This window comes from uncultured Sphingomonas sp., assembly GCF_946477935.1.
GTDB lineage: Bacteria > Pseudomonadota > Alphaproteobacteria > Sphingomonadales > Sphingomonadaceae > Sphingomonas.
Map to the genome: position 1 here is coordinate 1 of NZ_CAMLAC010000099.1, position 12,927 is coordinate 12,927.

A 12,927-nucleotide genomic window follows, 5' to 3' on the forward strand; every position below is an offset into this window, starting at 1 on the left:
GCATTGAACTGGAGCCAAGGAAAGGCATGAGCCGCAATCTAAACCGGCGCGACGTAATGCGCGGAACCGCCATGCTTGGCGGCACGCTGGCCATGTCGGCCTACCTGCCGGCTTGGGCGCAACCTGTGTCGCGCGGCATCGCCAGGCCCCTGCCGACCGTGTCGGGCACAAACATCGCGCTGACGATCGACAGGATGAAGCTCGTCATGGACGGGATCACGACGCCCGCGATCGGGGTAAACGGCACGGTCCCGGCACCACTCGTCCGCCTCAAAGAGGGCCAGAAGGTCCGCCTTGCGGTGACCAACAACCTCGACGAAGATAGCTCGATCCACTGGCACGGGCTCATTCTGCCGTTCCAAATGGACGGCGTACCCGGGATCAGCTTCCCCGGCATCAAGGCGCGTTCGACCTTTGTGTACGAGTTCCCGATCTTGCAGTCCGGCACCTACTGGTATCACAGCCACTCGGGCGAGCAGGAGCAGGCAGGACTCTACGGACCCATCGTGATTGATCCGGCGGGTGCCGACCCAGTCGCGTTCGACCGCGAGCATGTGATCGTCCTCTCCGACCATAGCGAAATGACGGGCGAGGAAATCTTTCGCAAGCTCAAGCAGATGGGCGGCGCCTATTTCAACTATCAACGCCCGACGCTGAGTGGGCTGCTGGCCGGCCGCGAAATGCGCCTTAAGGATCGCCTCGATTGGGGGCAGATGCGGATGGACCCGGCGGACATCGCGGACGTCACTGGTTCGACCTACACCTTCCTGGTCAATGGCTTTGGACCTTACGACAACTGGACGGGTCTCTTCCGACCGGGCGAGCGGGTTCGGCTGCGCATCGTCAATGCTGCGGCGCAAACCAACTTCAACGTGCGCATCCCTGACTTGCCGATGACGGTGGTGCAGGCCGACGGCCAGAACGTCCGGCCGGTAACCGTGGACGAATTCCAGATCGGCGTCGCGGAAACCTTCGACGTGATCGTGACGCCCGAGGACCGCGCCTACAGCTTCGTTTCCGAGGCGATCGACCGATCCGGCATGGGGCGCGCGACACTGGCCCCGCGCGAGGGCATGATCGCCCCGGTCCCGCCGCTCCGCCCGCGCACGTTGCTGACCATGACCGACATGGGCATGGACATGAGCGGGATGGAGGGGATGTCCGGTATGGCGGACGAGAACCCGGTCGCAAAGCGCGGGCCGGATCCCACGTTGATGCAGAATGCCTCGCGCAACCTGTGGAAGCTCACCGGGTGGAAAGAGCCCACCGATCACGGAACGAAGCCGATAGGCGCTGCGATGGCCAGCATGGCTGGGATGGGGGGCGACCAGATGAGCGGCGCTATGCCTGGGATGGACCATAGCCAAATGGCGGCGGGCGCTGCCGGGATGGCGGGCATGGACCATGGTCAGATGAGCAGCGGCGGCATGGCCGGGATGGATCATGGGTCAGGCGGCAGCATGGACATGAACATGCGCAACCCCAAGAACGCGCCCGGCGTCAAGATGGGGCCGGGAGTGCAGACCATCTCGCCGATGCCGAAGGACCGCACGGGCGAGCCGCCGCAGGGGCTGGAGGATGCGGATCATCGCGTGCTCACCTATCGCGACCTTGTCGCGCTGGACCGCAACCCGGACGTTCGCGCCCCGTCGCGTCAGTTGGAGATCCACCTCACGGGCAATATGGAGCGCTACATGTGGGGCTTTGACGGCCAGAAGATGAGCGACCCTGCCGACCCCATCCCGTTCCGCAAGGACGAGCGCGCGCGCGTTACCCTGGTCAATGACACGATGATGCCGCACCCCATCCATTTGCACGGCCACTTCTTCGAGTTGGTGACCGGACATGGCGACTTTGGGCCTCGCAAGCACACTGTGAATGTGGCGCCAGGCGGTAAGATGACATTCGACGTAACGGCCGATGCGCCCGGCGACTGGGCGTTCCACTGCCACAATCTCTATCACATGACCGCGGGGATGATGCGTGTCGTGACGGTTCGCCCGATGGGCGAGGAGAATCGCGATGCAGCCTAAGTTCCTCCTGATCGCCGGCGGCGCGGCGCTTGGCCTCGCAACGCCGGCGGCCGCGCAGATGGACCATTCCAACATGCCCGGCATGAAGATGCCGCCGCCAAAGGCGCCAGCGGTAAAAAAGCCTGCCGCCAAGAAGCCCTCAGCGACCAAGCCCGCCGTGCACAAGGAGTCCGCGAAGCCTGCCGCCAGGTCGACACCGCGCGCGAAGGCGGGATTGGGGGCCAAGCCTGCCGCAAGTCGGTCCGCCAAGCCTCCGGTCGGTGGACCGGCTGTTGCTGATCCTCACGCCGGTCATGACATGTCCGCCATGCCCGGTATGAATATGCCTGAAGCCAAACCTGATGCCAGTTCGGGGCACGACATGTCCGCGATGCCAGGTGCGTCCGGCGGCGCCAACCCCGCTGAGCCAGGTGCTATGCAAGGCATGGACCATGGATCGATGCCGGGAATGGGCCAAAGTTCGGGCGCGATGCAAGGCATGCCGGGACACGGCATGGGAAGCATGCCCTCAGCCACGGGCGCGGCGATGATCGGCACCAACCTTCAGGCCGGCACCGCTCCGCCGCCGCCCATCCCGACCGATCGGGCCGCGGACCAGGTCTACTCTGCCGCTGCTATGGCGCATTCGCAGCAGCATCTGCGGTCGATGCACGGCGGGCAGAATTTCTCCCAGGTCATATTCAATCTGGCTGAAGTCCAGATCCGGGACGGTCGCGATGGTTACCGGTGGGACGGCAGTGCCTGGTATGGGGGTGATATCAACCGGCTGGTGCTCAAGACCGAGGGCGAAGGGAATATCGGGGGAAGTCTGGAAGCGGCGGAGGTACAGGCGCTTTATTCGCGCGCCATTGGCCCATACACCGATATACAGCTTGGCGTCCGCTACGATTTCAAGCCCAACCCCTCGCGCGTCTATGCGTCGGTCGGCTTCGAAACGCTGGCACCCGGCTTCTTCGATGTCGAGGGCGCACTGTTCCTGTCCAACAAGGGCGACCTGCTGGGGCGCCTGGAAGGTTATTACGATCAGCGGATCACGCAGCGGCTGGTTCTTCAGCCACGCGCCGAACTCAACTTCGCCGCGCAGGACGTGCCGGAAATCGGCATCGGCTCAGGCCTTTCCACGGCCGAACTCGGTCTGCGTCTCCGCTACGAGATCAGGCGCGAGTTCGCGCCCTATGTGGGCATATCGTACGACCGCAGCTTCGGGGACACAGCCCGCTTCGCGCGCGCCGAAGGCCAGGGCGCGGCGTCGACCAGCCTCGTTCTGGGCATTCGCACATGGTTCTAAGGCCAACTAGTCTTGTTGCGTTGGCCAAGGCCAAGAAGGAGAAATCGATGTTCAAGGCAGTAACGCTTCTGGCTCTGGCCGCGATGTCGGCGAGCCCCGCTTTGGCTCAGCAGGGCATGGACCACTCGAAAATGCAAGGCATGAACCACGACAACATGCCTGGCATGAACACGCCCTTCATGCCCGCCGAAATGGCGATGCATGAAAAGATGATGAAGGCCAAGGGCGCTAATGCGAGCGAGACGTGGGTCCGCAAGATGATCGAGCATCACCGCGGTGCGATCGCCATGTCGCAGATCGTTCTCCGGGAGTCGCCCGATGCGAAGACCCGGCAAATGGCTCAGAAATCGATTGCCGAGCAGAACAAGAGCATCGGTGAACTCCAGGCGATGCTCCGGTCGATGGGCAAGCGTCCTCAGTAATAAGCCTCATTCCTCCCGCCCCCAGCGAGCAACGGGAGGAATGACCAAGGAGATTTTTCCATGAAGTCAGCGTTGCGATTTGCGCTTACTGCCGCAGCCTTGTTGGTTCCGGTTGCCGCCAGCGCGGCTACCCCGATCGTTATGCACCGCGACCCCGGCTGCGGCTGTTGCGCCAAGTGGGCGGCGCAGGTGCAGCAGCAGCTCGGCCGGCAGGTGCGCGTCGTCGATGATTCTAACCGCCCGGCGCTGCAGAAGCGCGCGGGCGTTCCCGCGGACCTCTCGTCCTGCCACACCGCGATCGCCGATGGCATGGCTTTCGAGGGCCACGTGCCGATCGCCGACATGAAGCGGGCTCTTGCGACCCGGCCCAAGGGCGTGCGGGGCCTGGCGGTCGGCGGTATGCCGCTCGGCTCGCCGGGAATGGAAGTGCCGGGCGTCAAGGCGCAGGCCTATGACGTGGTCGCCTTCGGCACCGGCGGACGCCGCTTGTTCGCCCGCCACGGCAGCTGATCGGCGATTTTTCTGGTTAGGGCCGGCAGGACGCGCCTGCCGCTGCCAGCGTGACTCCTCCATCCAGTTCGCGTCGAAGCAGACGAAAAGTCTCACGGAAAGAGCTAATGGGCGGGTGAGGGGAGAAGGCCGGGCGTGCGTAAACGGGAATGGATGAACACGGATCAAGGGGTCAGGTGATGGGCGGCAAACGAGGCGGGACCTTCGCTATACTTCTTGCGGTTGCAATATCAGTCAGCACGTCGGCATCGGCGCACGAAGATCACAATGCGCTCGGGGCGGGTCCCGGGCCGGTCGCTAACAGCGCAGCCGAGACGCAGAAAGCAGATGGGGCGGACGCTGGCGACGACATGGACATGGGCGGCATGCACGAGGAGACCGCCAACAAGAACAAGAGTTTCGGCGAACGGCTTGTGAGCTGGCTGGGCCGGCTGCACACCATGGTCATTCATTTTCCCATCGCCATGTTCATCGGCGCGTTCGGGTTAGAGCTGTTCGGGTTATGGCGCCGCAACCGGGACTATCAGCATGTCGCACACATAATGCTGGTGGTCGGCGCGCTGGGAGCGATCGCAGCGGCGTTCCTGGGCTGGTTCGCAGGCGGGTTCTACCTGACCGACCGCAACCCTATCCTGATGACGCATCGCTGGCTCGGAACATCGATCGCGGTCTTCGGCGTCGTGCTGGCTTGGATGGCAGCCCGCCACCGCAAGGGTCCCGAGCGGTCGCGGTCGTTGTATTGGGTGGTGCTTGGCCTGATGACGCTCGCGATCTCAATTCAGGGGTTCCTCGGCGGAACCTTCATGCATGGCGGAATAAACCACTTGGCGTTCTGAGGGGCCCGACGCTTAGTAGCCGCTCGCGTGTTGGCGCGGTTCGAAGGAGAATGCGGCAGCGCCGACCTTCGTGCCGTAGGATGCCGCCAGCGATCCCGGCTCCGCTCGGGCGTGTCGAGGAACCCCGACCCTGATAATAGCACACTGTCTCGATGCACTCGCGCGCGAGCCACGGGATCGTGGTACGGGATCATCGAACGGAGAAAGGCCGTGTCGCCGATCGTCGTGTGGATACGAATAAGCGCGAAGCAGCCGAAGAAGATGACAAGCGAGCCGGCGATCAGCGCTTTGTTGGCGGTGTTCGCTCGTCGCACCGCCAATGGCTCCCGCTACGTCGGCGGTACGCTCCGAGCGGAATACAGCCCGGCGAGGGCGGATGACAATCCACTGTCGCGGTCGCGCAACAGGTTATGAATTGCGGTCGCAGCGATCGCCGCTTGTCCGGCTGCGACGCTGATCTGATCGAGCCCTTCCACGACGTCGCCGACTGCGTAGAGACCCTTAACCGAGGTTTGTTGGTGGGCATTGGTTAGCACGCACCCGGATTCGCTGAGCTGTGCTCCGCGCAAAGAGGCAAGCCGCGTCCGAGGTGATGAGCCGAGTGCGGGGTAAAGCGTGTCGAATTGTAGCTCCAAGCCATTGGCCAGCCTCACCTCGACACACTCGCCAAGACGCAACTGCCCGACAGGCGAGGGGGCGACATCAATGCCCTGCTGGTCCAGCTTGGCAAGTTCGGTCGGCCCAAGATCGAGCGAGCGTTCGGCCAGAAGCGTGACCTTGGCCCCATAAGCCCTCAGGAATTCGGCTTCTTCAGCACCATGACCATCGCCGCCGAGCACCGCCACGTTCATGCGCCGGGCCTCATAACCATCGCAGATCGGGCAATAGCGGAGAAGCCCACGCGCCACGCCGATGTCATGCATCGCATCAGGCATCTCGGGACGCCGGTTGACGACGCCCGTCGCAAGGACAACGGTCCGCGCATACAGGACGTTCAGTTCGCAGCTTGCCGAGAAGTGGTCGCCTGACGCGACGATTGCGTCAATCTCACCTCTCTGGACCGTACCGCCATATTCGCGCAGCTGAGCCTGCAAACGGGCAAGAAACGTGACGCCGGAAATGCCGCCGGGAAATCCTGGCAGGTTGTGCGAGCGCGGGATGGACGCGGCGCGCCCTGCCGCCGCATCGTAGACGACGCAGCTCCTGAGAAACCGCGACAGATAGATCGCGGTCATGAGGCCCGCTGGACCACCGCCCACTATCAGACAGTCGATGACCTCCTCAGGATCTCCAGTCCAGCCCTGATCGGTCAACCGCAACCTCATCATTACCCCGCGCATGCGCCTATCAGGCCCGCGGCCACAGTTGGTTTAAGGGGAGACGCAGTGAAAAAGCGCTCCATGCTCCCTTCTGAATACGCGCTGCCACCGCCGACCCCTCATCGAGAGCGGTGTGTCGGCACGAAAAAAGATCGTGAGGGGTGACCCGTCCAGCTGCGTAATACAGGTGAGCCCAATTGAAATGGAGATTACCTAAATGCGCCGCTTGTTCATCACGACTGCCGCCGCCGCCCTGTTCTTCGTAGGCGGCGTGGCGAACGCGCATCCGAAGCTGGTGTCCGCCAGTCCCGCTGCCAACGCGGCGGTCGCGACCCCCGAGAAGATCAGCCTCCAGTTCAGCGAGAAGCTCGTGCCGGCTTTCTCTAAGGCCGACCTTACCATGGCCGCGATGCCTGGCATGGCGGCCATGAAAATGCCCAGCAGCGCCGCAGTCGGCGCCGATGGCCGGACGCTCACCATCACCCCGAAGCAGCGTCTCCCGCGTGGACGCTACAGCGTCGACTGGCAGGTCGTCTCTGGCGACACACATAAAATCACCGGCAGCTACAATTTCACGGTGAAGTGAGCGAATGCTCGACTGGCCGACCGTCGCCATCCGCTTGGCGTTGTACCTGGTCCTGGCGGCGCTGTTCGGCCTGTCGGCCTTCAGCCTCTACGGCCTTCGCCTTGGCGAGCGCGATGATGCAATCGCGCTGCGGCCTTGGCTCACGGCAAGCGCGGCGCTCGGGTTGCTTCTCTCGGCCGCTGGCCTGATCCTCATGGCCTCGGCGATGGCCGGATCTCCGTTCTGGCCGATCGATCAGGCTGCTGCGGCCGCGCTGCTCGGAGGGTCGGCGGTTGGCACCGCCTGGAAGGTGCGTATGGTGGCGCTCGTCATCGCCGGCGGTGCAGCCCTGCTGGCGCGAGGCAGAGCATCATGGCTGGCTATGGCCATGATTGCGGCAGCCGCGGCATTGGCGACACTCGCGTGGAACGGGCATGGTGCCGCGAGCGAGGGAAGCACGGGATGGCTTCACCTCACTGCGGACATCCTCCATCTCCTTGCTGCCGGTCTGTGGGTCGGGGCGCTGTTCGGATTGCTTCTCCTGATGGCGCGGCGCGCCGAGGAGATCGATGCTGCGCACCTTCGGCTGACCCATCGCGCCCTGCACGGGTTTGGCTCCGTTGGTACGCTCGTTGTTGTTACCCTGGTGGTAACTGGTTTGATCAATAGTTGGCTGCTCGTCGGGCCGACCAATTTTATGGCTCTGGGAACGACACTTTACGGCCTGTTGCTGCTCGCCAAGCTAGCCCTGTTCGCCGGGATGCTGGGGCTCGCTTCCCTCAATCGGTTTCGCCTCACGCCGGCCTTTGAGCGCTCGATTGCCATGAACGACCATCGCGGGGCGCTTAGGGCGCTGCGGGTCAGCCTCGCGATCGAGACAGCCTGCGTGATCGGCATTCTGGCGCTCGTGGCATGGCTAGGCACCCTCGCGCCACCCGCGTCGGGCATGTAAACGCTATGGACCATCCGCCCACACAAGCGCCGCCCAGGCCTTCCACCTTCTTTTACCCACTTGCGCGGCTTAACCCTCGCCTCCCAAGATACCCCCCGCTTGGACTGAGCTTACGTGTCCGACGCCCTAAGTCGCCCACAGGTGCTTGCGGGACTGTCGCCTCGCGCTGCAAAGCTGAGTGTACGAGAGGATTGGTCCGGGATGGTCATTACGTTGAGTGCGCAGAACACGCTTCCGGCCACGCTTCGAAAGGAGCATCGCACCAAGCCTGGGGTGTGGGGCGTCATTCGAGTGCTCGACGGTCGGTTGCGCTATCAGGTGCTCGACCCGGCTTCGGAAACGATACTCGATCCTGATTGTCCTGGCCTGGTGCTCCCGGACCAACCACATTTTGTCGAGCCGCTCGGACCGATGCGAATGCAGGTCGAGTTCTATGACCGGATGCCCGTACACGCCGCCGGTTAACGGCGTAAAAGCTAGCCTGTTGGTGTTTTCAGAGACGGACGAACGAGGATAGCAATTCATGGCCGATGGCAAAAGCAGTGAAGCCGGCAGCGGCCAGGGTGGTGGCGGCGTCGTTCTGATCACGGGCGCGAGCGGCTTCATCGCGGCCGCGTTGATCGCCAAGCTTAGCGAGCGCTATAGGGTCGTCGGCCTCGATCGCGCTGGTCCTCCCGATCCGCCGCCGCCCGCCGCAGCAGTCGACTTCGATCTCGGCTCTGACGAGGCAGTGCGCGCTGCACTTGATGAGGTTCGTGCCCGCTATGGCAACCGCATCGCCTCGGTGATCCATCTCGCCGCCTATTACGATATTACGGGCGATGCCAATCCGCTTTATGACAAGGTCACCGTGCAGGGCACCCGCCGGCTGATTGACGGGCTACAATCGTTTGAGGTCGAGCAATTCATCTTCGCCAGCACGATGCTGGTTCATAAGCCGACTTCCACACCCGACGAGCGCATCAACGAGGACTCTCCGATCGGTGCATCCTGGGCGTACCCGCAGTCAAAGGTCGATGGCGAGGCGTTGCTGCATGAGCAGCACGGGAACATCCCGGTCGTCTACATGCGCGCCGCCGGAGTTTACGACGACGACGGACGCTCGGCGTTTCTCGCGCAGCAGATATCGCAGATTTACGAGCACCGCCTGATCTCGCACTTTTATCCCGGCATGCTGTGTGCGGCACAGTCATCGGTGCACCGCAACGATTTGGCCGATGCCGTGCTGCGTCTCGTCGATCGGCGGCACGAACTTCCGACGGAGCTGCCACTGCTCATCGGCGAGCCCGACGCGCCCGGCTATGCCGAGATCCAGGACATCGTCGGCGAGGCGCTCCACGGCGAGGGCTGGAAGACGATCCGGATTCCGCAGCCGCTCGCGAAGGCCGGGATTATCCTGCAGAACGAAGCGCTCGGCAGTGACGACTTCATCCAGCCCTGGATGATCGACAGCAGCAACGACCACTATATCCTTGATATCTCCCGAGCGCGTTCGCTGCTCGGATGGGAGCCGAAACACAGTCTCCGCGACACACTGCCCGCGATCGTTGCCGCGTTGAAGCGCCATCCGCGGGCCTGGTATCGGAACAACAAGCTCAACGAGAACCTGGTTGCCTGGCACGATAAGCCAGAGGCCGAACCTGTAGCGCCGAGCCATCAACCTGCGGCGGCAGGCGCCGGGATGGCCGGTATGGATCACGGGGCTGTGGACCATAGTAGCATGGACCATGCAGCCATGGGGCACGGCCCTGGCGCGGCGGACATGGCGATGTCCGGCCACGGTGCACACGGCGATCACATGGCCATAATGGACCGGGACGAGCGCCGTGCGCGCTGGGCTCTTTACGCGAACATCGGTCTTGGGCTGTGGCTCGCCTCCAGCCCGCTCATATACGACTCCGTGACCACGCAGAGCGTCGGCGAGGCCGCGCGCTTCGTAACGATTGATCGCGGGTTGCCGTCGATTGAGTGGCGGGCGAACGCGCTGGCCATTAGCGATGTCGTCAGCGGCCTCGCCATCGCGCTGTTCGGTGCGCTGTCGCTGTCGGCCAGGACCAAGACCTGGGCGCAATGGGCGGTGGCGTTCGTCGGCATTTGGCTGTTCTTCGCCCCGCTAATCTTCTGGAGCCCGAGCGCTGCTCAGTACAACAACAACCTGCTCATCGGCTCGGCCGTGATTGCCCTGTCGGTGCTCGTGCCGATGATGCCGGGCATGAGCATGGCGGGCATGATGGACCCCAAGAACATCCCGCCTGGCTGGACCTATTCGCCGTCCACTGACGCGCAGCGGCTGCCGATCGTCGCCATGGGCCTGATCGGCCTTCTCACCTCGCGCATCCTGACCGCTTACCAGCTCGGGCACATCGATACAGCCTGGGAGCCGTTCTTCGTCGGATCGCTGACTGACCCGCGTAACGGGACGGAGGAGATCATCACTTCCGACATGTCGAAGGCGTGGCCGATCGCCGACGGCGGTCTCGGCACCATCAGCTACGTGCTCGAGATCCTGATGGCAGTGATGGGAACCCGCGATCGCTGGCGCACCATGCCGTGGATGGTGACCTTCTTCGGCATTCTGGTCATCCCGCTCGGCGTCGTCAGCATCTACTTCATCATCAGCCAGCCGATCGTCATCGGCACGTGGAGCACGCTGGCGCTGATCGCCGCGCTCGCCATGCTGATCATGATCCCGTTCGCGCTCGACGAGGTGATTGCGATGGGTCAGTTCCTTCTCTGGGCGCGCCGGCAAGGCAAACCGCTGATCCGCACCTTCTTCCAAGGCGACGCGATCGCGGCCGGCAGAGAGGACACCTCGGACGCGATGGCCTCGCCAAGCACCTTCTGGGCGGACGCGAAGAAGGGTCTGACCCTGCCATGGACGCTGACTGCGAGCATCGTCATCGGCGTCCTGCTGATGCTCACCCGGGTATTGTTCGGCACGGAAGGCGGGATGGCGAACAGCGATCACGTTGTGGGTGCGCTGGTCATCACGGTCGCGATCATCGCCACAGCGGAGGTTGCCCGCGTGCTGCGGCTGATCAATGTCGCGTTCGGAGCCTGGCTCGTGGCCGCGCCTTTCCTCCTGGACGGCGTTGGTCACCTTGGTGCCGTGGCCTCGGTCGTAGCGGGCATTGCGCTCGTCGGCCTCAGCTTTCCAAGGGGGAAGCGCAGCGCCGAGCATTATGCAGGCTGGGACAAGTACGTGATCTGAAAGTATCCTCGATCACTGCTGGCTCTATTGCGGACCTTGATCGCGCATCGCACCGTCTCGCGTGCCTTCGTCGCCGCTTTCTTGCGTCGTTCAATCGGGACCGGTTCACGGTCACGATCTGTCGCCGGCGACGATCGCCCGTTGACGCGGCGATGTTCATCATCGGCTGCCTTGGTGATCGCGCCCTCCGCCCAATACTGCTAATGAGAGCTGTTCGCATAGTGCGCGACGAGTAAAGCTTGGAGACGATCACCCATATGCTGTCACTTCGGGTCGCGCTGATTAAGCCTGCACTCGCGCTGGTCGCGTCGCTTATGCTGCTGTTGATTCCCGCTGCGGCGACGGCCGATCCCGGCGACGTGCAAACCGCTTGGCGTCTGCTCGATTATATGGCGGTCGATTATGGCGGTGCGGTCGCCAACGGCGCGGTCACAAGTGCGTCCGAATACGCGGAGATGACGGAGTTCGCCGCAGGCGTGTCCACCCGCCTGCGCGCGCTCCCTGCGACACCTGAGCGGCAATCCCTGATCCAACGGGCTTCGCAGCTCCAAGGCGTGATTGCCCGCAAGGGCTCGGCCCAACAGGTCGCGGCGCTCGCCTACGGGCTCGCCGCCGATCTGCTCAAGGCCTATCCGGTTCCGCTCGCCCCGGACAAGACACCGGACATCTCCACAGCAGGAGCGGTTTTTCGACAATCCTGCGCGTCCTGCCACGGCATGACAGGCAACGGGCACGGTCCCGACGCCGCCAAGCTCGACCCGCCACCGATCGCCTTTACTGATGCCGAGCGAGCGCGCCAGCGCAGCGTGTTCGCGCTCTATCAGGTGATAAGCCAAGGCATCGACGGAACCGCGATGCAGAGCTTCGTCGATCTGTCTAGCGATCAGCGCTGGGCGCTCGCGTTCCGCTCCGGCAGCTTCGCCTCCACCGACGCACAAGCGGTCGAGGGTGAGCGGCTGTGGAAGTCGGACGCGAGCTTGCGGGCACGAATTCCCGACCTGAAAACCCTGGTCGCGCTCACCCCCGCCGCGCTTGCGGGCAGCATCGGGCAGGTGAAAGCCGACGCGGTGCTCGCCTATCTGCGTCGCCACCCCGATCAGGTGATGCAACAAGCCCCAAGCCCGCTCGCCGTGGCGCGCGCCAAGCTTGCGCAAAGCCTCGCCGCGTTCCAGCGCGGCGACCGGCGCGCTGCAAAGGAACTGGCGCTGTCCGCCTACCTCGACGGGTTCGAGCCGATCGAACCGACGCTCTCGGCGCGCGACCCGAACCTCATGTCCCGGATCGAAGGCGCGATGGGAGAATATCGCGCCGCTGTGGAGAGCAGCACGTCAGCCGATGACGTGACCGAACGAGTGGCAGTGCTGGGCGGCCTGTTCGATGATGCCGAGGCCGCGCTCGCGCCCGACGCCGCGACGCAGGCGTCCACCTTCTTGGGAGCCTTCACGATCCTGCTGCGCGAAGGGCTGGAAGCTCTCTTGATCGTGGTGGCCATGATTGCGTTCCTCCGCAAAGCGGAGCGGCCGGAAGCCATGCGCTATGTGCATGGTGGCTGGGTCGGCGCGCTCGTCGCCGGCGGGATTACCTGGGCGGTTGCCACCTATGCGATCGGTATAAGCGGCGCGAGCCGGGAACTGACGGAAGGGTTCGGCTCGCTGTTCGCGGCCGTGGTCCTGCTCTCGGTCGGAATCTGGATGCACGGCAAGGCACAAGCTGATCAATGGCAACGCTATATCCGCGAGAAAATGTCACGGGCGCTATCGGGCGGGTCGGGATGGTTCCTGTTCGGGCTCG

11 protein-coding genes and 1 pseudogene are annotated in these 12,927 nt (G+C 63.9%); 10 read left to right on the top strand and 2 right to left on the bottom strand.

Annotated features, from left to right (window positions below; translation table 11 throughout):
* Nucleotides 1-26: 26 nt before the first annotated feature.
* The 5 genes from Q0U08_RS11545 to Q0U08_RS11565 all read left to right on the top strand — a co-directional run bounded on the left by Q0U08_RS11545 (nucleotide 27) and on the right by Q0U08_RS11565 (nucleotide 5,089).
* The gene (locus Q0U08_RS11545) at nucleotides 27-2,033 is read left to right on the top strand and encodes a copper resistance system multicopper oxidase (protein WP_242417744.1); all 2,007 of its coding nucleotides are present in this window, start codon (nucleotides 27-29) and stop codon (nucleotides 2,031-2,033) included.
* Entirely contained in the window at nucleotides 2,023-3,321 is a 1,299-nt protein-coding gene (locus tag Q0U08_RS11550) for a copper resistance protein B (protein ID WP_066706730.1), read from the top strand. The genes Q0U08_RS11545 and Q0U08_RS11550 overlap by 11 nt, the downstream gene beginning before the upstream one ends.
* A gap of 47 nt (nucleotides 3,322-3,368) precedes the next feature.
* Nucleotides 3,369-3,743, top strand: a complete 375-nt coding sequence (locus Q0U08_RS11555; RefSeq protein ID WP_066486611.1) for a DUF305 domain-containing protein — start codon at nucleotides 3,369-3,371, stop codon at nucleotides 3,741-3,743.
* A gap of 60 nt (nucleotides 3,744-3,803) precedes the next feature.
* On the top strand, nucleotides 3,804-4,253 hold the full coding sequence (locus Q0U08_RS11560) for a DUF411 domain-containing protein (protein WP_004212951.1): 450 nt from the start codon (nucleotides 3,804-3,806) through the stop codon (nucleotides 4,251-4,253).
* Between the two features lie 179 nt (nucleotides 4,254-4,432).
* Entirely contained in the window at nucleotides 4,433-5,089 is a 657-nt protein-coding gene (locus Q0U08_RS11565; RefSeq protein ID WP_242417746.1) for a DUF2231 domain-containing protein, read from the top strand.
* Between the two features lie 179 nt (nucleotides 5,090-5,268).
* Here Q0U08_RS11565 and Q0U08_RS11570 read toward each other — a convergent pair.
* A pseudogene (locus tag Q0U08_RS11570) lies at nucleotides 5,269-5,385 on the bottom strand (DUF305 domain-containing protein); the annotation flags it as partial.
* A gap of 33 nt (nucleotides 5,386-5,418) precedes the next feature.
* Entirely contained in the window at nucleotides 5,419-6,429 is a 1,011-nt protein-coding gene (locus tag Q0U08_RS11575; protein ID WP_367271119.1) for an NAD(P)/FAD-dependent oxidoreductase, read from the bottom strand.
* Nucleotides 6,430-6,625: 196 nt separating this feature from the next.
* Here Q0U08_RS11575 and copC point away from each other — a divergent pair, with 196 nt between their 5' ends.
* The 5 genes from copC to Q0U08_RS11600 all read left to right on the top strand — a co-directional run.
* Nucleotides 6,626-6,994, top strand: a complete 369-nt coding sequence (copC, locus tag Q0U08_RS11580; RefSeq protein ID WP_007407009.1) for a copper homeostasis periplasmic binding protein CopC — start codon at nucleotides 6,626-6,628, stop codon at nucleotides 6,992-6,994.
* Nucleotides 6,995-6,998: 4 nt separating this feature from the next.
* A complete protein-coding gene (gene copD, locus Q0U08_RS11585) occupies nucleotides 6,999-7,925 on the top strand; it encodes a copper homeostasis membrane protein CopD (protein WP_007407019.1) in 927 nt (308 codons plus the stop codon).
* Between the two features lie 201 nt (nucleotides 7,926-8,126).
* A complete protein-coding gene (locus Q0U08_RS11590; protein WP_242417747.1) occupies nucleotides 8,127-8,390 on the top strand; it encodes a DUF1971 domain-containing protein in 264 nt (87 codons plus the stop codon).
* 58 nt (nucleotides 8,391-8,448) lie between these two features.
* Nucleotides 8,449-11,136, top strand: coding sequence for a vitamin K epoxide reductase family protein (locus tag Q0U08_RS11595; protein ID WP_242417748.1), 2,688 nt, complete (start codon nucleotides 8,449-8,451; stop codon nucleotides 11,134-11,136).
* A gap of 257 nt (nucleotides 11,137-11,393) precedes the next feature.
* A partial coding sequence (locus tag Q0U08_RS11600; RefSeq protein ID WP_298091569.1) for an FTR1 family protein occupies nucleotides 11,394-12,927 on the top strand: 1,534 nt, incomplete at its 3' end.